22 protein-coding genes are annotated in these 22,929 nt (G+C 65.1%); 12 read left to right on the top strand and 10 right to left on the bottom strand.

What is annotated here, in order from left to right:
• Positions 1-48 precede the first annotated feature (48 nt).
• The 5 genes from GCN74_RS00435 to GCN74_RS00415 all read left to right on the top strand — a co-directional run bounded on the left by GCN74_RS00435 (position 49) and on the right by GCN74_RS00415 (position 5,574).
• Positions 49-1,116: an aminoglycoside phosphotransferase family protein gene (locus tag GCN74_RS00435; RefSeq protein ID WP_152254827.1), complete on the top strand. Its 1,068-nt coding sequence runs from the start codon at positions 49-51 to the stop codon at positions 1,114-1,116.
• Between the two features lie 195 nt (positions 1,117-1,311).
• Positions 1,312-2,031 carry an N-acetylmuramate alpha-1-phosphate uridylyltransferase MurU gene (gene murU / locus GCN74_RS00430; RefSeq protein ID WP_152254826.1) on the top strand — a complete coding sequence of 240 codons (720 nt, stop codon included), beginning with the start codon at positions 1,312-1,314 and terminating at the stop codon, positions 2,029-2,031.
• Complete coding sequence (locus tag GCN74_RS00425) at positions 2,031-3,353, top strand: aminopeptidase P N-terminal domain-containing protein (RefSeq protein ID WP_193316933.1); 1,323 nt, start codon at positions 2,031-2,033, stop codon at positions 3,351-3,353. Before murU ends, GCN74_RS00425 begins: the two co-directional genes overlap by 1 nt.
• A 9-nt stretch (positions 3,354-3,362) precedes the next feature.
• Positions 3,363-4,505: an FAD-dependent monooxygenase gene (locus tag GCN74_RS00420; protein ID WP_152254824.1), complete on the top strand. Its 1,143-nt coding sequence runs from the start codon at positions 3,363-3,365 to the stop codon at positions 4,503-4,505.
• A gap of 115 nt (positions 4,506-4,620) precedes the next feature.
• Positions 4,621-5,574, top strand: coding sequence for a GGDEF domain-containing protein (locus GCN74_RS00415; protein WP_152254823.1), 954 nt, complete (start codon positions 4,621-4,623; stop codon positions 5,572-5,574).
• Positions 5,575-5,623: 49 nt separating this feature from the next.
• On the opposite strand, the gene GCN74_RS00410 is transcribed toward GCN74_RS00415, so the two are convergent.
• The 3 genes from GCN74_RS00410 to GCN74_RS00400 all read right to left on the bottom strand — a co-directional run bounded on the left by GCN74_RS00410 (position 5,624) and on the right by GCN74_RS00400 (position 8,578).
• Positions 5,624-7,078 carry an NAD(P)(+) transhydrogenase (Re/Si-specific) subunit beta gene (locus tag GCN74_RS00410; protein WP_152255129.1) on the bottom strand — a complete coding sequence of 485 codons (1,455 nt, stop codon included), beginning with the start codon at positions 7,076-7,078 and terminating at the stop codon, positions 5,624-5,626.
• Positions 7,079-7,086: 8 nt separating this feature from the next.
• Entirely contained in the window at positions 7,087-7,401 is a 315-nt protein-coding gene (locus GCN74_RS00405; RefSeq protein ID WP_152254822.1) for an NAD(P) transhydrogenase subunit alpha, read from the bottom strand.
• 64 nt (positions 7,402-7,465) lie between these two features.
• Entirely contained in the window at positions 7,466-8,578 is a 1,113-nt protein-coding gene (locus tag GCN74_RS00400; RefSeq protein WP_152254821.1) for a Re/Si-specific NAD(P)(+) transhydrogenase subunit alpha, read from the bottom strand.
• 412 nt (positions 8,579-8,990) lie between these two features.
• Between GCN74_RS00400 and GCN74_RS00395 the strand changes: the two genes are divergently transcribed.
• Positions 8,991-9,470, top strand: a complete 480-nt coding sequence (locus tag GCN74_RS00395; RefSeq protein ID WP_010401817.1) for an NUDIX hydrolase — start codon at positions 8,991-8,993, stop codon at positions 9,468-9,470.
• A gap of 41 nt (positions 9,471-9,511) precedes the next feature.
• Positions 9,512-10,633, top strand: coding sequence for a tRNA 2-thiouridine(34) synthase MnmA (gene mnmA, locus GCN74_RS00390; protein ID WP_152254820.1), 1,122 nt, complete (start codon positions 9,512-9,514; stop codon positions 10,631-10,633).
• Here the strand turns inward: mnmA and GCN74_RS00385 are convergent.
• From GCN74_RS00385 to GCN74_RS00375, 3 genes are all read right to left on the bottom strand, one after another.
• Positions 10,630-11,037 carry a response regulator gene (locus GCN74_RS00385; protein WP_152255128.1) on the bottom strand — a complete coding sequence of 136 codons (408 nt, stop codon included), beginning with the start codon at positions 11,035-11,037 and terminating at the stop codon, positions 10,630-10,632. The two genes, mnmA and GCN74_RS00385, sit on opposite strands and share 4 nt — an antisense overlap.
• Positions 11,038-11,082: 45 nt before the next feature.
• Positions 11,083-11,856 (bottom strand): 5'-3' exonuclease, encoded by a 774-nt coding sequence (locus GCN74_RS00380; protein WP_034745632.1) that lies wholly within the window; start codon positions 11,854-11,856, stop codon positions 11,083-11,085.
• A gap of 71 nt (positions 11,857-11,927) precedes the next feature.
• The gene (locus GCN74_RS00375; RefSeq protein ID WP_152254819.1) at positions 11,928-12,599 is read right to left on the bottom strand and encodes a glutathione S-transferase; all 672 of its coding nucleotides are present in this window, start codon (positions 12,597-12,599) and stop codon (positions 11,928-11,930) included.
• Between the two features lie 165 nt (positions 12,600-12,764).
• Between GCN74_RS00375 and GCN74_RS00370 the strand changes: the two genes are divergently transcribed.
• The 4 genes from GCN74_RS00370 (at position 12,765) to nagZ (ending at position 18,388) form a co-directional block, all read left to right on the top strand.
• Positions 12,765-13,814 (top strand): YjgN family protein, encoded by a 1,050-nt coding sequence (locus GCN74_RS00370; RefSeq protein ID WP_226938795.1) that lies wholly within the window; start codon positions 12,765-12,767, stop codon positions 13,812-13,814.
• A gap of 1 nt (position 13,815) precedes the next feature.
• The gene (locus GCN74_RS00365) at positions 13,816-14,829 is read left to right on the top strand and encodes a M48 family metallopeptidase (protein WP_152254817.1); all 1,014 of its coding nucleotides are present in this window, start codon (positions 13,816-13,818) and stop codon (positions 14,827-14,829) included.
• A 225-nt stretch (positions 14,830-15,054) separates the two neighbouring features.
• On the top strand, positions 15,055-16,665 hold the full coding sequence (locus tag GCN74_RS00360; protein ID WP_152254816.1) for an FMN-binding glutamate synthase family protein: 1,611 nt from the start codon (positions 15,055-15,057) through the stop codon (positions 16,663-16,665).
• A 181-nt stretch (positions 16,666-16,846) separates the two neighbouring features.
• The gene (gene nagZ, locus GCN74_RS00355; protein WP_152254815.1) at positions 16,847-18,388 is read left to right on the top strand and encodes a beta-N-acetylhexosaminidase; all 1,542 of its coding nucleotides are present in this window, start codon (positions 16,847-16,849) and stop codon (positions 18,386-18,388) included.
• Positions 18,389-18,434: 46 nt separating this feature from the next.
• Here nagZ and GCN74_RS00350 read toward each other — a convergent pair whose 3' ends face one another.
• Positions 18,435-19,424, bottom strand: a complete 990-nt coding sequence (locus tag GCN74_RS00350) for an oxidoreductase (protein ID WP_152254814.1) — start codon at positions 19,422-19,424, stop codon at positions 18,435-18,437.
• A gap of 129 nt (positions 19,425-19,553) precedes the next feature.
• Here GCN74_RS00350 and GCN74_RS00345 point away from each other — a divergent pair, with 129 nt between their 5' ends.
• Positions 19,554-20,474, top strand: a complete 921-nt coding sequence (locus GCN74_RS00345) for an AraC family transcriptional regulator (protein WP_152254813.1) — start codon at positions 19,554-19,556, stop codon at positions 20,472-20,474.
• A 35-nt stretch (positions 20,475-20,509) separates the two neighbouring features.
• Here the strand turns inward: GCN74_RS00345 and GCN74_RS28620 are convergent, their stop codons facing one another.
• From GCN74_RS28620 to feoB, 3 genes are all read right to left on the bottom strand, one after another.
• Positions 20,510-20,671: a hypothetical protein gene (locus GCN74_RS28620; protein ID WP_193316916.1), complete on the bottom strand. Its 162-nt coding sequence runs from the start codon at positions 20,669-20,671 to the stop codon at positions 20,510-20,512.
• A gap of 64 nt (positions 20,672-20,735) precedes the next feature.
• On the bottom strand, positions 20,736-21,017 hold the full coding sequence (locus tag GCN74_RS00340) for a hypothetical protein (protein ID WP_070220612.1): 282 nt from the start codon (positions 21,015-21,017) through the stop codon (positions 20,736-20,738).
• 9 nt (positions 21,018-21,026) lie between these two features.
• Positions 21,027-22,928, bottom strand: coding sequence for a ferrous iron transporter B (gene feoB, locus GCN74_RS00335; RefSeq protein ID WP_152254812.1), 1,902 nt, complete (start codon positions 22,926-22,928; stop codon positions 21,027-21,029).
• Position 22,929 lies beyond the last annotated feature (1 nt).

Genomic DNA, 22,929 nt, shown 5'->3' with positions numbered 1-22,929 from the left:
TTATTATATGGGAATCTGCACCATCAACCCGATTCCACAGGCCGCTTAATGTCATTCTCCCCCAATTCCCCTGCCGCGCCGGCCTCCGCCGACGCTCGCCTGACCCTGTTGAAAGCCTGGTTGGCCCCGTTGAACCTCGTTTCGCCCGATTCCGCCCGCCCCGCTTCCAGCGACGCCAGCTTCCGCCGCTACTACCGTCTCGACGTGCTGCCAGGCAACACAACATTGCCAGGAAGTACATTGATCGCCATGGATGCGCCGCCCGAGCGCGAAAACGTGCCCGCCTTCGTCAAGGTGGCCGGCTTGCTGAAAGGCGCCGGCGTCTCCGTGCCCGAGATCATCGCGCAAGACCTGGACAATGGCTTCCTGCTGCTCTCCGACCTGGGCACCACCACCTACCTGGACGCGCTGAACCACGACAATGCCAGCGTGCTGTACGCCGAAGCGCTGGAATCCCTGATGAAAATCCAGCTGGCCAGCCAGCCCGACGTCTTGCCCGAATTCGACCGCGCCTTCATCCTGCGCGAAATGAATTTGTTCCCGGAATGGTTTATCGGCAAGCACCTGGGCGCCACCTTGACGGATGTGCAACAAACCCAGCTGGACAAGGTCTTCGAAGCCATCACGGCGAACATCTTGTCGCAGCAACAAGTCTTCATGCACCGCGACTACCATTCGCGCAATTTGATGCACATCAACGATGCTTCCCTCCCCAATCCCGGCATCCTCGACTTCCAGGACGCCGTCTTCGGTCCCGTCACCTACGACATCGCCTCGCTGCTGCGCGACGCCTACATCCAGTGGGATGAAGAGCTGGTGCTCGACTGGGTGATCCGCTACTGGCAGCGCGCCAAGCAGCTGGGCTTGCCGGTGAATCCCGATATCGACGCCTTCTACCGCGATTTCGAATTCACGGCCCTGCAGCGCCACCTGAAAATCCTCGGCCTGTTCGCGCGCCTGAACTACCGCGACGGCAAGGACCTGTACATGGGCGACCTGCCAACCGTGCTCGACTACGTGCGCAAGACGGCCAACCGCTACACGGAACTCAAGCCGCTGGTGCGCCTGCTGGACGCGCTGGAAAACAAGACGCCGCAAGTCGGCTATACCTTCTGATGACACCCGCCAAAACCTACTGCGCGTCGCGCTTTGCGGCCGGCGATGCGCACCGTACTACAGTACGGTTGCGCTTCTCGGCCACAAAGCACTGCCGCTCGCTACGGTTTTGTCAGCTGTCGCTACTGCAGAATTAACTTATTGTGCGGCTCACGCCACGCAACAATTACCGAACAAAACAGAAAACGACTACCCATGAAAGCCATGATCTTTGCCGCAGGCCGCGGTGAACGGATGCGTCCGCTCACCGATACCTGTCCCAAACCGCTGCTGAAAGTGCGCGGCCGTCCGCTGATCGTCTGGCATGTGCTGAACCTGGTGCGCGCCGGCATCACGGAGATCGTCATCAACCATTCCCACCTGGGCCACCTGATCGAGGAAACCCTGGGCGACGGCAGCGCGTATGGCGCGCGCATCGCGTATTCGCCGGAAAGCACGCCGCTGGAAACGGCGGGCGGCATCGCCCAGGCGCGCCACCTGCTGGGCGAGGAACCGTTCCTCGCCATTTCCGGCGACATCTATTGCCCGTATTTCGACTTCACGCAAGTGCTCGACGTGCTGGCCGACAAGGATGTGCTGGGCACGCCGTATCCGGCCGACCAGCGCGACATCGCCTGGACCTACCTGGTACCCAATCCCGACTTCCATCCGCAGGGCGACTTCGGCCTGACTTTGTTCTCGATCAACAATACGGACGAGACCAAGTGGACCTTCGCCAATATCGGCGTGTACCGTCCCGAGATGTTCGACGGCATCACGCCGGGCAGCCACGCCAGGCTGGGCGATGTGCTGCGCCGCTACGCGGACCAAGGCCGCGTGGGCGGCGAAGTCTATCCGGGCGAGTGGACCAATGTGGGCACCCCAAAGCAGCTCGACGCCCTCAACGGCGTGAGCGCAAAGGCGCCTGCGGCATGATGGCCAACTACGCGGCACGGCGCGCCGCGCTGCTGGCGCAGATGCTGCCGGGCAGCGTGGCCATCCTCGCCACGGCGCCCGCAGTGCCGCGCAACAGCGATTGCGACTATCCGTACCGCCACGACAGCTCTTTCTATTACCTCAGCGGTTTTGCGGAACCCGACAGCGCCGTGGCGCTGGTGGCCGCCAGCGCCACGGCGCCCGCGCGCACCATCCTGTTTTGCCGCGCCAAGAACACGGAGCGCGAAATATGGGACGGCTTTCGCCACGGCCCCGAGGCGGCGCGCATCACCTTCGGTTTTGACAGCGCCTTCCCCATCGAGGAACTCGACGTGGAAATGGGCCGCCTGCTGGCCGACGCCCCCGCCATCTACTATGCGCTGGGCGGCAGCCTCGATGCGCAGGTGAAGGTCTGGCTGCACAATGTGCGGCAAAAAGCCCGCAGCGGCATCACGGCGCCATCCATCGCGCATGACATCAACGGCATGCTCGACGCCATGCGCCTGCTGAAAGACCCGCAGGAACAAGGACTGATGCGCCGCGCGGCCGCCATTTCCAGCGCGGCCCACGCGCGCGCCATGCGCGCCACGCGCCCCGGCATGCACGAATATGCGCTGGAAGCGGAGCTGCTGTATGAATTCCGCCGCAGCGGCGCGCAATTTCCCGCGTATTCCTCCATCGTGGCCGGCGGCGACAATGCCTGCATCCTGCATTACAGCGCCAACAACGCGCTCCTGAAAGAGGGCGAACTGGTGCTGATCGACGCGGGCTGCGAACTCGATGGCTACGCCTCCGACATCACGCGCACCTGGCCCGTCAACGGCCGCTTCAGCCCCGCGCAGCGTGACCTGTATGAGCTGGTGCTGGCCGCGCAGCAGGCGGCGCTGGACATGGTGCGCCCCGGCTTGCCGCACAGCGCCATCCACGAGGCGGCCGTGCAGGTGCTGGCGCAGGGCATGCTGGATTTACAGCTGCTGGACCGGCAAAAGAGCGGCAGCGCGCAGGACGTCGTCGCCGACAAGGCCTACCTGCCCTTCTACATGCACGGCACCAGCCACTGGCTGGGCATGGACGTGCACGACGTGGGCGCCTACCGCGACACGGGCGCGCCCGGCAAGCCGTGGCGCGCGCTGGAAGCAGGCATGGTGCTGACGGTGGAACCGGGCATCTACGTGCGTCCGGGCGCGGGCGTGCCGGAGCAGTTCTGGCACACGGGCATCCGCATCGAAGACGATGTGCTGGTCACGCCGCAAGGCCATGAAGTCTTCAGCACGGCGCCCAGGAGCGTCGCTGAAATCGAACAACTGATGTCACAGGATTAACCCCGCCGCATGCATACACCGTCCACTTTCGATCTCGCCATCTGCGGCGCCGGCCCCGTCGGCATGGCGCTGGCCGCCCTGCTGGTGCAGCGCGGCAGCCGCGCCGCCGGCATCGCCCTGCTCGACGCCAAGTCCATCGAACAGGCCAGGCGCGACCCGCGCACCATCGCGCTGTCGCACGGCAGCCGCCAGATTCTCGAGGAAGCGGGCGCCTGGCCCGTGGCAGCGACGCCCATCCACCAGATCCACGTCTCGCGCCGCGGCCAGTTCGGGCGCAGCCTGATGGACCGCAGCGAACATGGCGTCGAGGCGCTCGGCTACGTGGCCCGCTACGGCGCCGTCGTCAGCGCGCTGGCCGACGTCTGCGAACACCTGGGCGTGGCCAGCCTGCGCCCGGCGCTGGTGACGGGCAGCGTGGAAGACGCCGACGGCGTGAGCGTGCAGATCGACCAGGCGGGCGCCGCGTCCAGCTTGTGCGCCAGCCTGCTGGTGCAGGCCGAGGGCGGCCTGTTCGGCCAGCAGCAGGAACGCGCCGTCAGCCGCGACTATGGCCAAAGCGCCATCATTGCCCATGTGCGCACCAGTAGCCCCATCGCCCACCGCGCGTATGAGCGCTTCACCGATGAGGGTCCGCTGGCCCTGCTGCCGCAGGACGACGGCTACGCGCTGGTGTGGTGCGTGCCGCCCACGCGCGCCGAGCAATTGCTGGCGCTCGACGACACGGCCTTCCTGGCGCGCCTGGGCGCCGCCTTCGGCAGCCGCCTGGGATGCTTTACCCACGCGACGGCGCGCCTGGCCTATCCGCTGGGCCTGAACGCCCAGGCGGGCGGCACGGCGCGCACGGTGGCCATCGGCAATGCGGCGCAAACCCTGCACCCGGTGGCGGGACAGGGCCTGAACCTGGGCTTGCGCGACGCCGCCGTACTGGCCCGCGTGCTGGCGCAAGATGCCAGCCCCGCCGCGCTGGAACGCTACGCCGGCCTGCGCCAGGGCGACCGGGGGCTGACCGTGCGCGTGACCGACACCATGGCGCGCATTTTCACGGGCAATACCCCTGCGCAGGGCTTGCTGGGCCTGTCGCTGGGCCTGCTGGACGCCTTCAGCCCGGCCCGCAAAGGCCTGGCGGAACTGATGATGTACGGCCGCCGCTGAGTCTTAACAATAAGGAAAGAGCACGGGCGAAAAAGAAACAGGCGGGAGATCGGGCATGGAGTAAACGGCCCGCGGATGCGACAATGGCTGTCACCTGGCTTTTGGCGACCGTTCCATGACAGATGCATTGCCCGCAGCACCGCCTGCCGCCCTTCCCGAAGTCCTTTTTTCCCGCCTGCTGGAAGACGCCCTCGACGCCGTCATCATCATCGACGAGCAGTGCCGCATCCGCTACATCAATGGCGCCATGCAGGCCTTGTCGGGCTATGCCAGCGGAGAACTGCTGGGCCAGACCCTGAACGGCCTGCTGCCCGACGCCGTCGGCGCGCAGCACGACAACCACGTGATCAACTACATCCGCAGCTCGCGCACCTCCAGCGTGCTGGGCAAGATACGCGAATTCGCCATCCGCCACCGCGACACGCAATTGATCCCCATCGAGATGAAGGCGCTGGACCTGGGCGTGGTCGATGGCCTGCGCTATTTCGGCGCCTTTCTGCTCGACGTGCGCGAACGGCGCGAACTGGCGGCAAAAAACGCCAGCCTGCTGGCGCAGCTGGAACAGCAGGCGCTGCACGATGCGCTGACGTCGCTGCCCAACCGGCGCGCCTATGAAGCGCAGGCCGAGCAGGCGATGGCGCGCGCGGCGCGCAGCGGCGCCGCACTGACCGTGGGCGTGGCCGACCTCGACCATTTCAAGAAGATCAACGACCGCCATGGCCATGCCGTGGGCGACGCCGTGCTGCGCACGGTGGCGCAGGTGCTGCGCGACACGGGACGCATCACCGACGTGGCCGCGCGCCTGGGCGGCGAGGAATTCGGCCTGCTGTTCCCCGACGCGACCGTGCAGCAGGCGCACCAGGTGGCCGAACGCATCCGCGCAGCCGTGGCCGCCGCCATCACCCCCCTGCCCGACGGCCGCCAGCTGCAGGTCACCATCAGCATCGGCGTGGCGTCCCTGATGGCCGGCGCCAGCCTGGATGCGGCCATGTCCGATGCCGACAAGGCCCTGTATGCGGCCAAGCACCAGGGGCGCAACCAGGTCATCGCGGCGCCGGCCGTCCCATAAAAAACGGCCCGCGCAAGGCGGGCCATCTTCACTGACGCAAGGGGGGGCCTTACTCGACGGCCTTCAGCATATCCTCGATCACCTTCTTGGCGTCGCCAAACACCATCATGGTGTTCGGCTGGTAGAACAGGTCGTTGTCCAGGCCCGCATAGCCGGACGCCATCGAGCGCTTGTTGACGATGATGCTCTTGGCTTTATACGCTTCCAGGATCGGCATGCCGGCGATCGGCGATTTCGGGTCCTTCGCCGCCGGGTTCACCACGTCGTTCGCGCCCAGCACCAGCACCACGTCCGTCTGGCCGAATTCGCCGTTGATGTCCTCCATCTCGAAGACCTGGTCGTATGGCACTTCCGCCTCGGCCAGCAGCACGTTCATGTGGCCCGGCATGCGTCCCGCCACGGGGTGGATCGCATACTTGACGGTGACGCCCTTGTGCGTGAGCTTTTCCACCAGTTCCTTCAGCGAGTGCTGCGCGCGCGCCACGGCCAGGCCGTAGCCGGGCACGATGATGACGGTTTCCGCATTGCCCATGATGAAGGCGGCATCGTCGGCCGAACCCGATTTCACGGGGCGCTGCTCCTGCGCGCCCGCCACGCCGGCCGCCGGCGCATCGCCGCCGAAGCCGCCGAGGATGACGTTGAAGAACGAGCGGTTCATGGCCTTGCACATGATGTACGACAGGATCGCGCCGGACGAACCGACGAGCGAGCCGGCGATGATCAGCATCGAGTTATTCAGCGAAAAACCGATGCCGGCCGCGGCCCAGCCCGAGTAGCTGTTGAGCATGGACACCACCACCGGCATGTCGGCGCCGCCGATGGGGATGATGATCAGCACGCCCAGCGCAAAGGCGATGACGGCCATGACGATGAACGGCGTCCACGCCGGTTCCACCCCGTCGGCAAAGCAGAACACCAGGCCCAGGGCGATCATCACCAGCGCCAGCACCAGGTTGAGCATGTGCTGGCCCTTGAAGCTGACGGGCGCGCCCTGGAACAGGCGGAACTTGTATTTGCCCGACAGCTTGCCGAAGGCGATCACCGAACCGGAGAAGGTGATGGCGCCGACAAAGGTGCCGATGAACAGTTCGAAACGGTTACCGATGGGCAGCGCCTCGCCGTGCTTGGCGATATTGAAGGCCCACGGCTCGGACACGGCCGCCACGGCGATGCAGACGGCCGCCAGGCCGATCAGCGAATGCATGGCCGCCACCAGTTCCGGCATTTTCGTCATTTCCACGGTTTTCGCCAGGTAGGCGCCGATGGCGCCGCCCGTGACGATGCCGATGACGACCAGGGTCAGGCCCATGCCGCCCGTCTGCTGTTCCTTCAGTTTCAGGATCAGCGCCACGGTGGTGACGGCCGCAATCGCCATGCCGCTCATGCCGAAGGCATTGCCGCGGCGCGCCGTCGACGGCGACGACAGCCCTTTCAAGGCCTGGATGAAGCACACCGAGGCGATCAGGTACATCATCGTCACCAGGTTCATGGTGACGAAGCTCATGGCATGACTCATTCTTTTGCTCCTTGCTTGGCCTTCGGTTCTTTTTTGCGGAACATCTCGAGCATGCGCTGCGTGACGAGGAAGCCGCCAAACACGTTGACGGCGGCCAGCGCCACGGCCAGGGTGCCGGCCGCCTGCGCCAGCGGGCCTTCCGTCAGGCCGGCCGCCAGCATGGCGCCGACGATGATGATGGCGGAAATGGCATTGGTAACGGCCATCAGCGGCGTGTGCAGCGCCGGCGTGACGGTCCAGACGACGTGGTAGCCGACATAAATGGCCAGCACGAAGATGATCAGGTTAATGATGGTGTGACTGATTTCCATGATGTGGTTCTCTCCCGGTGCCGCGTGATTTTCGTAGCTTGGTTGCGTAGCTTGGTTGCGTAACTTACTTGCGCAAGATCGCGCTGTCCGCGCACACCAGGCTGGCCTTGATGATTTCATCCTCGCGGTCGATCAGCAGCTGGTCGTCCTTGTCGATGATGAGCTTTAAAAAGTCCAGCACGTTGCGCGCGTACAGGGCCGAGGCATCGGCCGCCACCAGGGTCGCCAGGTTCGGCTCGCCCACGATATACACGCCATGCTTGAGCACCGTCTTGCCCAGTTCGGACAGGGGACAGTTGCCGCCCTGCTCCACGGCCAGGTCGACGATGACGGAGCCCGGTTTCATGGCCTTTACCGTTTCTTCGGAAATCAGCACGGGCGCGGCGCGGCCGGGAATCAGGGCGGTGGTGATGATGATGTCGGCCAGCTTCGCCCGTTCGTGCACCAGTTCGGCCTGGCGGCGCATCCAGTCGGCCGGCATGGCGCGCGCATAGCCGCCCGAGCCCTTGGCGATTTCCTTTTCTTCATCGGTCAGGAAAGGCACGTCGAGGAACTTGGCGCCCAGGGATTCCACCTGTTCCTTGACGGGCGGACGCACGTCGGACGCTTCGATGACGGCGCCCAGGCGCTTGGCCGTGGCGATCGCCTGCAGGCCTGCCACGCCCACGCCCATGATCAGCACGCGGGCCGCCTTCACGGTGCCGGCCGCCGTCATCAGCATGGGCATGAAGCGCTGGTAGGTATTGGCCGCCACCAGCACGGCCTTGTAGCCGGCGATGTTCGCCTGCGACGACAGCACGTCCATCGACTGCGCGCGCGTGATGCGCGGCACGGCTTCCAGGGCGAAGGCGGACAGCCCGGCCGTGGCCATGGCGGCGATATTGTCCGCGTCAAACGGGTTCAGCATGCCGATCAGCACCGTGCCGCTGGCCATCAGGGCACGTTCACCGGCATCGGGCGCGCGCACCTTGAGCACGATGGCGCAGCCATAGGCTTCCTGGGCGCTACCGATCTGCGCGCCGGCGGCGGCATACGCATCGTCGGGAATCGAGGCCTGCAGGCCCGCTCCCGACTGCACGACGACTTGATGTTTGGCTGCCAGCTTCTTGACTGTCTCGGGCGTTGCTGCCACCCGTGTTTCACCAGGCCGTGTTTCGGCCGGTATGCCTATCCTCATGATGCCTCCGCTAATTGATAAACTGACTAGAATCTAACACGGAAAGCAGCGCGTTAAACGTTTGTGAACCAGCAACTTTTAGTCGTACGACACTAATTTCACCAGCATCCCCCGATGCGTTTCACCATGCGGCGCGGCGACCATATGGTGGGAAAGTTGTGTCAATCTCACCACAGTCGAGCGTGCGTGCCCGCTTGTTTTGACCACAGGGAAAGCCTATATTAGCGGGCGCTTCCTGCCATCTTGCCGCCAAAGCCCCCATGCTAGTGCGCTCCCAGGGAAAGACGTAAGTACCTCCCACCGCTATTTGCTAAAACGTTGTCATTTATCAATATGTCCGCGCAACAAAAGGCCGGGTTCAAACCGCGCGCGCAGAACAAGATAAAATGTCGGCTCTTTCAAGGATGGAATCATGCCGAGAATCTGGAAACCCTCTGTCACCGTTGCCGCCATCGTCGAGCGCGACGGCCTGTTTTTACTGATTGAAGAAGAGACCAGCGAAGGCATCAAGCTGAATCAGCCAGCCGGCCATCTCGACCCGTTCGAGTCGCTGGAGCAGGCGGTGATCCGCGAAACGCTGGAGGAAGCGGCCTACGATTTCATCCCCACGGCACTGGTCGGCATGTACATGTCGCGCTATCAGTCACTGCGCACGGGCGAGGACGTGACCTATTTGCGCTTCACCTTTTGCGGCACGGCCGGCGCCGAGCATGACCGCCCGCTGGACGAAGGCATCATCCGCACCCTGTGGATGACGCGCGACGAGCTGGCCGCGTGCCAGGAACGCCACCGCAGCCCCCTGGTGCTGCAGTGCGTGGACGAATACCTGGCTGGCCGGCGCGCGCCGCTGGCCCTGCTGCACACGCATGCGTCCGTTTTCAATAGCGCATAGCAACACGCATTGCCATATTATTAAAGTAACTGGAAAGCAAGATGAGCAAGAAGAAAGTCGTTATCGGCATGTCGGGCGGGGTCGATTCCTCGGTCGCGGCATGGATGCTGAAGGAACAAGGCTATGAAGTCATCGGCCTGTTCATGAAAAACTGGGAAGATGACGACGATTCGGAATACTGCTCCACGCGCCAGGACTGGATCGACGCGGCCAGCGTGGCCGACGTGATCGGCGTCGACATCGAAGCCGTCAACTTTGCTTCCGAATACAAGGACCGCGTGTTCGCCGATTTCCTGCGCGAGTACCAGGCCGGCCGCACGCCGAACCCGGACGTGCTGTGCAACGCCGAAATCAAGTTCAAGGCCTTCCTCGACCACGCCATGACCCTGGGCGCCGACCTGATCGCCACCGGCCACTATGCGCGCGTGCGCCAGGCGCCGACGGACGCGGGCCGCTACGAATTGCTCAAGGCCGTCGACGCCAGCAAGGACCAGAGCTATTTCCTGCACCGTTTGAACCAGGCGCAGCTGTCCAAGACCCTGTTTCCGCTCGGTGAAATCCCGAAGACGCAAGTGCGCCAGATCGCCGAAAAACTGGGTTTGCCGAACGCGCAGAAGAAGGATTCGACGGGCATCTGCTTCATCGGCGAACGCCCGTTCCGCGAATTCCTGAACCGCTACCTGTCGTACAAGCCGGGCCCCATGAAAACGGCGGACGGCAAGACGGTGGGCGAACACGTGGGATTGAGTTTCTATACGCTGGGCCAGCGCAAGGGCATCGGCATCGGCGGCGTGAAGTCGTACCAGAATGCCGATGGCAGCAGCGACGCCTGGTATGTGGCGCGCAAGGATATCGCCAACAACACCTTGTGGGTGGTGCAGGGGCATGACCACCCGTGGCTGCTGTCGCCCGCCTTGAGCGCCGACCAGGCCAGCTGGGTGGCCGGCGTGGCGCCGCAGGCGGGCGCCTTGAGCGCCAAGACGCGCTACCGCCAGGCCGACGTGGCTTGCCAGTTGCTGCCGGATGGAAATGAACTGTTCGGCCTGGCCTTCGACCAGGCGCAATGGGCCGTCACGCCCGGCCAGTCGGCCGTGCTGTACGACGGCGACGTGTGCCTGGGCGGCGGCATCATCGCCAGCGCCACGGGTTTGGCCGGCAGCTAGGAGTTGCCCTGCGCAGCAGCGGCCAGGGCCTGCTGCTTGCGTACCATGGCGATCACCGTATTGCGCACGGTTTTCAGGACCGTGTCGGCCATGAAGGGTTTCACGATGAAGCCCGACACGCCCATCGCATGGGCGGCCTGCAGCGAGGCGGCGTCGATGCCGCCGGACACCATGAAGATGAGCGTCTTCGGATACTGGGTGCGGATGGTTTGCACCACGTTGCTGCCGTCTTCCACCTGCTCGCGCGCAATGCACACGAAATGCGGGTGGTGCTTGACCAGCAGCGCCAGTCCCAGCGCGCTGGTGTGCGTCTGCCCGCAGACATCGTAGCCGCCATCGGTCAGGACCGTGTTCAGCAGGCCCCGCGCCACGGCGCTGCTATCGATCAGGACTGTCTTTAACATCATGATTACTTTCCTTGCTTGATTATTCTTGTCTTGCGCCGGGTATCACTTTTCCCAGACCAGCTTGTTCCAGGTGACACCCAGGGTCACGTCCGTCTTGAGTTCTACCAACTTTCTTGAAAGATACAGTATTTCCCGCTCTTTTCGCAGGCTTTCGCCCAGCGCGCCGGGCAAAATCCCCGCGCCCGCCATCACGGCGTCGATATTGCCGTAGGCGCGCAACAGTTTCGCGCCCGTCTTCAGGCCGATCTTCGACACGCCGGGAATGCTGTCGGTGACGTCGCCCATCAGCGCCAGCAGGTCGGGCAGCAGTTCCGGCGGCACGCCGAACTTTTTCTCGACCCAGGCATGGTCGTGCCAGACGCCCTTGAAATGGTCCCACACGAGCGCGCCGTGCGCGATCAGGCCGTGCAGATCCTTGTCGGTGGTGGCGATGACGGCCGCGCCGCGCCCCTCGTGCAGCCAGCGCATGACGGCCGTGCCGATCACGTCGTCGGCCTCGACCTCGGGAATGCTGACCACATGCATGCCGAAGCTGGCCAGGGTGGCATAGAAGCCGGGCAAGGCGTCGCGCAGCACTTGCGGCATGGGCTGGCGCCCTTCGCGGTAGCCCGCATACAGGGCGTGGCGCCAGGTGGGCCCGCCAAAATCGAAGGCCGGCAGGATGTGCGTCGGCTCGTGGTCGTTGATGAGGGTGCGGAACGACGACAGCGCATGGCGCAGCGCGATCTCCGCCTTCAGGTCGGAATCGGGTTCAGGACTGGCTTCGTAGACGCGGCGTACGATATTCAAGCCGTCGATAGCGAGGAGTCTGGCCATGCGGTAAGTGGATACTGGTTGAATCGGGCATTTTACCGTATGGTTCCCCGCACATCGTCCCTGCATGCCCCTTATTTGGCGAAATCGTAGGGCCCGCCCCGTTCGAGCGCGCGCTGGTAGGCTGGCCGCGCATGGATGCGCTGCAGGAAGGCCGTCAGCTTGGGCAGGCGCTCGTCAAGTCCGCCGCGCATGGCTGCCGCTTCCAGCGGAAAGCTCATCTGGATGTCGGCCGCCGTGAATTCATTGCCGGCAAACCATTTGGTTTTCTCCAGTTCCGCTTCCATGTAGGCCAGCTGGCTGTGGATATTCGGCAGGATGAAGCTGTGCTTGACCTTGCCGGCGATGCCGCGCGCGATCGGTTTCACGAAAAACGGCATGGGCGACGATTCGACCTTGTCGAATACCAGCTTCAGCAGCAGCGGCGGCATGGCCGAGCCTTCCGCGAAATGCAGCCAGTAGGTCCAGCGCAGCTTGTCCGGCGTGCCCGCCGCCGGTATCAAACGGCCATTGCCGTAGCGTTCGACCAGGTACTCGATGATGGCGCCCGATTCGGCGACGGTGTTGGCGCCATCCGTGATCACGGGCGACTTGCCCAGCGGATGCACGGCCTTCAAGGACGCGGGCGCCAGCATGGTTTTCGGGTCGCGCTGGTAGCGCTTGACCTCGTAGTCGAGGCCCAGTTCCTCGAGCAGCCAGAGCACGCGCTGCGAGCGCGAATTGTTCAGATGGTGGACGACGATCATGGTTTTCCCGTTAGACAATGGTTGAGTTCCAGTATAGCCGGGACGGCCGGATCGGACAGCGCATAAAGATGCGCAAAAAGAAATTGCGAAAAACAGTATTTTCAATTGATAACTATCCCATATTCCCTTATCTTGTTTTGTTTCCAATAAGTAAGGATTTTCCCCGTGGATGTCGACGTCAACAACAGCGCCCAACGCGAAGCCATCACCTTCAGCGCCACCGGCAGCGAATACTTCCGGATCTGGATCGTCAACCTGCTGCTGAGCATTGTCACCCTGGGCATTTACTCTGCCTGGGCCAAGGTGCGCCGCAACCGCTATTTCTATTCGAGCACCCACCTGGCGGGCGGCAGCTTCGAATACCACGGCAACGCCGTCGCCATCCTGAAAGGCCGCATCGCGGCCGTGGTGCTGATCGCCGGCTACAACATCGCCTTCCAGGTCTCGCCCATCGTCGGCCTGATCATGCTGGTGCTGATGGCCGCCATCCTGCCCTGGCTGGTCTGGAAAAGCCTGCAATTCAAGCTGTACAACACCAGCTACCGGGGCATCCGCTTCGGCTTTGGCGGCAGCGCCGGGGAAGCCTACAAGTACTTCCTGTGGCTGCCTATCCTGAATACCTTCACGGGCGGCCTGATGACGCCGTTCCTGCACCAGCGCCTGAAGCGTTTCCAGCATACGCAAAGCCGTTTCGGCACCACCCATTTCAGCTTCGACGCCACGGTCGGCAGCTTCTACAAGACCTATCTGCTGTTCTTCGCGCTGCTGCTGGGCGGCCTGCTGGTGCTGATTTTCCTCGTCTTCGGCGGCGTGTTCGCCTCGTTTGCCGCCAATGCGAATGACAGCACCAAGGTGGGCAGCCTGCTGCTGGCCGTCGGCGCGCTGTACCTGTGGGCGTTCACCGTGCTGCCGCTGTTCCTGACCATGATCCAGAACCTGATCTGGAACCATACGCGCCTGCAGCAGCACCAGTTCCAGTCGCAACTGACCTGGGGCCGCACCACCTTCGTCATGCTGAGCAATCTGCTGGGCATCGTCGTCACCCTGGGCCTGTTTACGCCGTTCGCCCACGTGCGCTGGCTGAAGTACCGCCTGGAAGCGACATCCATGCTGGTGCATGGCAGCCTGGACGAGTTTGTCGCCGCCACGGGCCAGCAAGTGTCGGCCACGGGCGAAGGCATGGTCGACCTGCTGGACTTCGACCTGTCGCTGTAGCATGACGCCCGATCACCACGCGCCGGGCGCGGCCCCCGTGCCCGCGCGCTATTTCGACGGCCAGACTTCGCGCCTGTACCACGTGACGCTCAGCGTGCGCGATGGCCAGGCCGTGCTGGCCGGCGACATCGAGCGCAGCTGCCCCCTGGACGAGCTGCACGTGTCCGAACGCAGCAGCCACGCCGTGCGCAAGGTCAGCTTTGCCGACGGCGCCTACCTGGAAATCGCCGACCAGGCGGCCTTCAACAGCCTGCTGCACGACACGGGCCACCGCGACGGCTGGGTGGTGCGGCTGCAGCAAAGCTGGCGCGGCGCCCTGCTGGCCACGGCGGCCACCATCGTCGCCCTGTGGCTCTGCTATCAATACCTGCTGCCGCTGGCGGCCAAGGGCGTGGCGTATGCCCTGCCGCAGTCGGTCGAACGGCAGCTGGGCCAGGGCGTGCTCGACATGCTGGACCGCCATGTGTTCGCCCCCAGCAAGCTCGATGGGGCGCGCCAGCAAGCCTTGCGGGCCCAGTTCGCCCGCCTGGCCACGCCTGGCGACAGCATGCCCGAGCACCGCATCGTGTTCCGCAAGAGCAAGATCGGCCCGAACGCGTTTGCCCTGCCGTCCGGCGACATCGTGCTGACCGATGAAATGATCGAACTGCTGCCGGACGACGAGGCCATCATGGGCGTGCTGGCGCATGAACTGGGGCATTTGCAGCAGCGCCACCTGACGCGGCGCATCATCCAGACTTCGGCCGTGGGCGCCGGCGCGGCACTGCTGTTCGGCGACGTCTCGACGGTGGTGGCGACCCTGCCGCCGCTGCTGCTGGACCTGAAGTATTCGCGCGACGTGGAACGCGACGCGGACGACTACGCGATTGCCATGCTGCGCCAGAACGGCATTCCCCTGGAACACCTGGCGCAAGTGTTTGTCGCGCTGGGCAAGCTCGATGGCGGCACGCCATACCTGTCGAGCCATCCGGCCAGCGCCGAACGCGTCGAGCGCATCCGCGCCGCACAACGGTGAACACCTGACCAAACCTACTGCGCGTCGCGCTTTGCGGCCGGCGATGCTCACCGTACTATAGGTACGGTTGCGCTTCTCGGCCACAAAGCGCTGCCGCTCGCTACGGTTTTGTCAGGTGTCGCACGTACGGATAGCGTCGCTCTGACAGTACACTTTCCCAGTCAGCAAGATCTACAAATCACCGGTACACTCATCAGTTATCAGTCTGACTTCACCGGAGTGCCCATGCACCTAGTACCATTTCGCTACCTGACCTTCATTGCGACGGCAGCCATCTTTGTCCTGTCCCTGTTTTACTATGACCATTACTGGCTGCCCGTGCTGGCCGGTGCGCTGACCCTGGTCGGCATCAGCGACCTGCTGCAAACCAAGCGCGCCCTGCGCCGCAACTACCCCATCCTCGCGCATTTCCGCTTTTTCTTCGAGAGCATCCGCCCCGAGATCCGCCAGTATTTCCTGGAAAGCGACAGCGAGGCGACGCCGTTCTCGCGCAGCCAGCGCAGCATCGTCTACCAGCGCGCCAAGGAGCAGACTGACAAGCGCCCGTTCGGCACCCAGCTCGACGTGTATGAAGCGGGCTATGAATGGATCAACCATTCCATCGCCCCCGCCAAGGTCACGGGCCACGACTTCCGCATCGAGATCGGCAACCACCCGGACTGTCCGCGCGAAAAGCCGTATTCGGCCAGCGTCTTCAATATCTCGGCGATGAGCTTTGGCGCCCTGTCGGCCAACGCCATCCTGGCCCTGAACGGCGGCGCGCGCAGCGGCGGCTTCATGCACGACACGGGCGAAGGCAGCATCAGCCCGTATCACCGCGAAAACGGCGGCGACCTGGTATGGGAAATCGGTTCCGGCTATTTCGGCTGCCGCAACCAGGACGGCACGTTTTCGGAAGAACGCTTCATCGCCAACGCCAGCTCCGAACAAGTGAAAATGATCGAGCTGAAGATGTCGCAGGGCGCCAAGCCGGGCCACGGCGGCGTGCTGCCCGGCCCGAAAGTGACCATCGAAATCGCCACCACGCGCGGCGTGATGGTGGGCGAGGATTGCGTCTCGCCGGCCGCGCACAGCGCCTTTTCCACGCCACTGGAAATGCTGCACTTTATCGACCGCCTGCGCAATCTGTCGGGCGGCAAGCCGACGGGCTTCAAGCTGGCCATCGGCCATCCGTGGGAGTTTTTCGCCATCGTCAAGGCCATGCTGGAAACGGATATCACGCCCGACTTCATCGTCGTCGACGGCAGTGAAGGGGGCACGGGCGCCGCGCCCCTGGAATTCACGGACCATGTGGGCACGCCGCTGCAGGAAGCGCTGGTGCTCGTGCATAACACCCTGGTGGGTGCCAACCTGCGCGACCGGATCAAGATCGGCTGCTCGGGCAAGATCATCACGGCCTTCGACATCGCCCGCCTGCTGGCGCTGGGCGCCGACTGGTGCAATTCGGCGCGCGGCTTCATGTTCGCGCTGGGCTGCATCCAGTCGCAAAGCTGCCACACGGACCGCTGCCCCACGGGCGTGGCCACGCAAGACCCGCAGCGCCAGCGCGCGCTGGTGGTGTCCGACAAGATCTCGCGCGTGGCGCACTTCCACCAGAACACCATGAAGGCGCTGGCCGAACTGATCGCCGCCGCCGGCCTGGCCCATCCGCAGGAGCTGCGCCCGCATCACCTGGTGCGGCGCATCTCGCCGAACCAGGTGAAACTGGCCTCGGCCCTGCTGCCCTTCCTGGAAGCGGGCCAGTTGCTGGACCCGAGCCAGCTGCCGCAGCTGCCGCCCGTGTTCGGCCTGTACTGGCCCAAGGCCCAGGCGGCATCGTTCCAGCGCCTCGACTGAGTCCCGTGTTGCGCAAGTGGAGCAATACCACTTAATAACCACTTGCGCAAAAACCTGAATCCAATACAATACCAAAATAAGATCAAAACCAAGGCAGCTTTCCGCTGAGCGCTCCATTGCGCCGCCGCGGGCCACAATACGGACTTGTCGTCATCAGAATGAATACCGGAGGAGTTGCAGCATGGAGCAGGGTTTGCGCGAAAAAGTAGGACAGTTGTTCATGGTGGGCTTCGATGCCCTGCAGGCGGACGGGCATATCAAGACCCTGATACAGCAAAAGAAGGTGGGCGGCGTGATCCTGTTCCGCCGCAACGTGCACACGCCCGCGCAGGTGTCGGCCCTGTGCCGCGAGCTGCAGGAAATCAACGCGGAAGTGTCCGACACGCCGCTGCTGATCTCCATCGACCAGGAAGGCGGCATGGTCATGCGCATCGAGCAGGGCGTCACGCCGATTCCCGCGGCGATGGCCTTCCAGGCCGCCGGTTCCGTCGAGGACTGCGAACGCATGAACCAGATCAGCGGCGATGAAATGCGCCAGGTGGGCATCAACATGCTGCTCGCCCCCGTGCTGGACGTCAACAACAACCGCAACAACCCCGTCATCGGCGTGCGCGCGTATGGCGAAGATGCCGCCACCGTCATCGACTACGGCATGGCGGCCATGCGCGGCCAGCGCGCCAGCGGCCTGGCCGTGACCGCCAAACACTTCCCTGGCCATGGCGACACGGCCATCGACACGCATTACGCCATGGCCCTGGTGCCGCACGACAAGGAACGCCTGCGCGCCGTGGAACTGGCGCCGTTCCGCGCAGCCATTGCCGGCGGCGTGGACGCCATCATGACGGCGCACGTGGTCTTCCCCGCCTTCGAAGCCGACACCAGCGTGCCGGCCACCCTGTCGAAAGGCGTGCTGACGGACCTGCTGCGCGGCGAGATGAACTACCAGGGCGTGGTCATCACCGACTGCCTGGAAATGGCGGCCATTGCCGACGGCATCGGCATCGCCAAGGGCGCCATCGCCACCCTGCAGGCGGGCGCCGACATCGTCCTGATTTCTCACCGCGAAGCGCAGCAGACGGCGGCCATCGACGCCGTCATCGCCGCCGTGGAAAGCGGCGAGATCGCCATGGAGCGCATCGACGCGGCTTGTGCCCGCGTGGCTGAACTCAAGCGCAACCGCGCCGTGCGCGACTGGCGCGCGCGTCCGCTCAACCCGCCGGCCCTGATGCAGCCGGCCGCCATGGCCCTGTCGCAGCTGCTGCAAAAAGCGGCCCTGCGCGTGCAGGGCGACTACCGCCCGCTGGACGCGGGCCTGCCCGTGACCCTGCTGACGGTGGAAGTGCGTTCGCGCAGCGAAATCGACGAAGTGGCGCTGGGCCGCAACAAGGAAGCGCGCAGCTCGATGCTGCCGGCGCTGCTCGAAGCGGGCCTGGACGTGCGCGAGTACGCCCTGTCGGCCGAAGCGCTGGACGAGGAAGTGGACGCCGCCATCGCGTTTGCCCAGGGCGCGCAGCAGATCGTGCTGCAGACGTATAACGCCATGTTCGTCGACGGCCAGCGCCGCCTCGTCGACGCCCTGCCGCACGATAAGCTGTGGCTGGTGGCGGGCCGCCTGCCGTATGACCTGGACCTGGCGCCGAACGCGCAAGGCCGCCTGGCCGCCTTCGGCTGCCGCCCGGCCGCGCTGGCACCCGTCGTGGAAAAGCTGGCTGGCCAGGCGTAAATCCACGCCGCCCTTCCTGCACATGCCGGGCGCCGCCCGGCATTTTTCATGCAGCGCCGGGATCGAAACGCACGCCCGTCATCTGTTCACTCAGCGCCCATAGCTGGCGCGCCTGCGCAGGGTCGGCCGCCCAGCGCCGCACGCCCGGCCCCGTGCTGTCGTCCGCCACCAGGGCGGCAATATCGCAATCCTCGCAATACACGCCGCCAAGACCGTCCAGCTGCGCGCTGGTGGCACACCAGACGGCCGTGGCGGCGCCCTGCGCCACGTTCTTGAAACCCGATTGCGGCGGCGGATTCACCTGGCCCGCATCGTCGAGCGCGCCCACCCTGCGCAAATCATCCTGGTCCAGGTGGCGCACCAGCGGCGTCAGGATGGCGCCCGGGTGCAGCGAAAAGGCGCGCACCTCGTGCGCCGCGCCGCGCCGGTCCAGCTCCACGGCAAACAGGGCGTTGGCGCTTTTCGACTGTGCATACGCGCGCCATTTGTCGTACGGCTGGCGCAGGAAATGCGGGTCGTCCAGGTCGACGCCCGCCTGCCGGTGGCCCAGCGACGACACGCACACCACGCGCGCGCCCTGCGCCCGCCGCAAGGCGGGCCACAGGCGCGCCGTCAACTGGAAATGCCCCAGGTGATTCGTCGCGAACTGCGCCTCGTAGCCGCGCGCATCGCGCAGCAAGGGCGAGGCCATGAGTCCGGCGCCGTTGAGCAGCACGTGCAGGGCACGGCCGGAGGCGAGGAAGGCGGCGGCAAAAGAGTCGATGGCTTGCGGATCGAGCAGGTCGAGCGCGGCGATTTCCACGCCGGCCAGACCGGCCAATGCCGCTTGCGCCTGGCGCGGGTCGCGCGCCGGCACCACCACGCGGGCGCCCGCGCCGGCCAGCACGCGCACCGTTTCCAGGCCTAGCCCTGAAGCGCCGCCCGTGACGATGGCCTGCATGCCGGACAGGGTGCGCCCGGCCAGCGCTTCGGTGGCGCTGGTGGCCGCGCCGAAGCCGGTGTGAAGGGGAGTCTGCCTGTGATCGCCGTATGTCATGTCTGCCTCTGCATGTGGGGGGCCAGCGCGGGATGGCTGGCGACATGCGTATTTTGCGCGGGCTGTTCTGGACTGTGAATGGCGTAGAATCCTTGATACTGTCGCCATCGTCCAGAACTGGAACCCGCCATGGATTTGCTTTCCGATGTACTGTCGCTGTTTGATACGCGCAGCTCCTATTTTGCCGGCCTGAAGGCGGGCGGCGCGTGGGCCATCGACTTTCCGCCGCCGGACGGCATCAAGTTCAACGCCGTGATCGAGGGCGGCTGCTGGCTGACGGTCGCCGGCATCGACGCGCCCGTGCCGCTGCAGACGGGCGACTGCTTCCTGCTGGCCCCGGGACGCGCGTTTACCCTGGCCAGCGCGCCCGGCTTGCCGGCCACGCCGGCGCTGGAGGTGTACCGGCACGCGCAGCAGGGCGTGGCCCGCCACGGCGCGCCGGAACACGATTTCTTCCTCATCGGCGGACGTTTCAGCTTTGGCGACGAGGCGGCCATCCTGCTCGACTGCCTGCCGCCCCTGCTGCACGTGCGCGGCGATACGGACCAGGCCAGCGTGCTGCACTGGGCCTTGCAGCGCCTGGCGCAGGAACTGCAGGCGACGGCGCCCGGTGCGGCGCTGATGACGCGCCACCTGGGCCACATGATGCTGCTGCAGATGCTGCGCCAGTATCTGCAGGCGCAGGCGTCGCATCCGGTGGGCTGGCTGTTCGCGCTGGCCGATCCCCGGCTGCGCGCCGCCATCGAGGCCATGCATGCGCAGCCGGCACGGCGCTGGACCTTGCTGCAGCTGGCCGCCGTCGCGGGACAGTCGCGCTCCGCCTTTGCCCTGCACTTCAGGAACCGGGTGGGCGTGACCCCGCTCGATTACCTGCTGCGCTGGCGCATGCGCCTGGCCACGCGGCGCCTGAAGGACAGTGCCGCGACAGTGACATCGATCGCGCAGGCGCTGGGCTACGATTCGGACAGCGCCTTCAGCCACGCCTTCAAGCGCATCATGGCATGCTCGCCGCGCCAGTACCGGCTGCGCCACGCGGACGCGCAGGCGTAAAAAAACCCGCGCTGGCGGGTTTTAATAATACAAGGTCAGCGCGCCGGCACGGGCGGCAGGGCCGCCACCGCCAGCAAGGCAAACGGCCCCAGGAACAGGCCGATGCCGAACCACAGTCCCCCGTGGCGGCCGCGCCGGCTGGCCAGCAGCCAGGAAGCGATCGCAAACAAAAACATGAAGATCAACAGTATCGCCATTGCCACTCCTTGCCATGCGGAAAGCCCAGTGTAGCCGACAGGCGGGCCCGTGGCTAGACGTAGATCAGTCCTGGCGCTGCACCTGCATCAGGATCACGCGCTTGCTGCTGCCGTCGGCCGGCGGCGTGGCGGACGGCGGCGGCGGGCTGTCGCAGGAACCGCAGGAACCGCAGCCGCTGCCGCAGCCCGGCGCCACCTTGAAGAAGGTCGACATCTTCGCTTCGTCGAGGCCGCAGCGCACGAGGCCACGCACGATGGCGCGGCGCACGCCCGCCGGCAGGTACTTGGTCGAAAAATGCAGCAGCGCTGCAGCAACGATCAGGGCGACGATAAGGGTTTGCCACATGGTGCTCTCCTATGCGCCAGCCAGCAGGGCGAGGCGGTACGTAATGAACGAGGCAGCGTAGGCCAGGGCGAACATGTAGCCGGCCATCAGCAGCGGATAGCGCCAGCCGCCCGTCTCGCGCTTCACCACGGAGAGGGTCGACAGGCACTGCGGCGCGAACACATACCAGGCCAGCAAGGACAGCGCCGTGGCCATCGACCACGAATGGGCGATCAGCGGCTCCAGGGTGGAGGCCAGCGCGTCGCCCGTCTGCGACAGCGCATACACGGTGCCCAGGGCGCCGACGGCCACTTCGCGCGCCGCCATGCCCGGCACCAGCGCGATGCAGATCTGCCAGTTGAAACCGATGGGCGCGAAGATCACTTCCAGGCCGCGGCCCAGGATGCCGGCCAGGCTGTAGTAGATCGGCGGATGGACCGCGTTGTCCGGCGCACCGGGGAAGGTGCTGAGGAACCACAGGATGATCATCAGGCTCAGGATGATGGTACCGACGCGCGTCAGGAAGATCTTCGCACGCTCCCACAGGCTGACGGCCAGGTTGCGCAAATGCGGCCAGTGGTAGGCCGGCAGTTCCAGCATCAGCGGCTGGTTGCCGCGCACGCCCATGCTGCGCTTCATGACCCAGGCCACGGCCATGGCCGAAATGATGCCGGCAAAGTACAGCACGAACAGCACCAGGCCTTGCAGGCTCAGGTAGCCCCACACCTGGCGTTCCGGGATGAAGGCGGCGATGATCAGCGCATACACGGGCAGGCGCGCCGAGCACGTCATCAGCGGGGCGATCATGATGGTCACCAGGCGGTCGCGCGGGTTCTGGATGGTGCGCGCCGCCATCACGCCGGGAATGGCGCAGGCAAAGCTCGACAGCAGCGGAATGAAGGCGCGGCCCGACAAGCCCACGCCGCCCATCAGGCGGTCCAGCAGGAACGCGGCGCGCGGCAGGTAGCCGCAGTCTTCCAGCGCCAGGATGAAGAAGAACAGGATCAGGATCTGCGGCAGGAACACCAGCACGCTGCCGACGCCGCCGATGATGCCTTCCACCAGCAAGCTCTTCAAATGACCATCGGGCATGTTCGCCGTCAGCACGGCGCCCAGGTGGCCCACGCCATCGGTGATCATTTCCATCGGCGTGGCGGCCCAGGCAAACACGGCCTGGAAAATCAGGAACATCAGCACGGCCAGGATCATGGGGCCGACGATGGGGTGCAGCACCACGTCGTCGATCTTTTCCGTCAGGTTGCCACGGTCGCTGGCGTCATTGCTGACGGCGGCCAGGATGCGGCGCACTTCGCGCTGGGTTTCCTCGACGGTGACGGCATCGATGGCCGCCAGCGGCTTGGCGTCCACGGCCGGCAGCGGCAGCATGGCGTCGATGGCGTCCAGCAGGGCTTTTTCGCCATCGTGCTGCACCGCCACGGTTTCCACCACGGGCATGCCCAGTTCCTGTGCCAGTTTCACCGTGTCGATCAGCATGCCGCGCTTGCGCGCCACGTCCGTCATGTTCAGCGCCAGCAGCATGGGCAGGCCCAGGCGCTGGACTTCCAGCACCAGGCGCAAGTTCAGCCGCAGGTTGGTGGCGTCGACCACGCAGATGATGGCGTCCGGACGGGGATCGCCCTTGCGCAGGCCGCCTACCACGTCGCGCGTGATGGCTTCATCGGGCGTGGTGGCCGACAGGCTGTAGGCACCCGGCAAGTCGAGCACGCGCACGGGCTTGCCCGCGGGCGACGTGAAATGGCCTTCCTTGCGTTCGATGGTCACGCCGGCGTAGTTCGCCACTTTCTGGCGCGCGCCCGTCAAACGGTTGAACAGGGCGGTCTTGCCGCAGTTCGGATTGCCCAGCAAGGCAATTTGCGGCTGATGCGGCGGCTTGTGCAGGCCCGCGTCGACGATCGTTTCTACAGCACCCATG

The sequence above is a fragment of the Janthinobacterium sp. FT14W genome, assembly GCF_009208755.1.
Taxonomy (GTDB): domain Bacteria; phylum Pseudomonadota; class Gammaproteobacteria; order Burkholderiales; family Burkholderiaceae_D; genus Janthinobacterium; species Janthinobacterium violaceinigrum.
The sequence above is the reverse complement of the archived record's forward strand: the minus strand, read 5'-3'. Positions and strand labels throughout refer to the sequence as shown.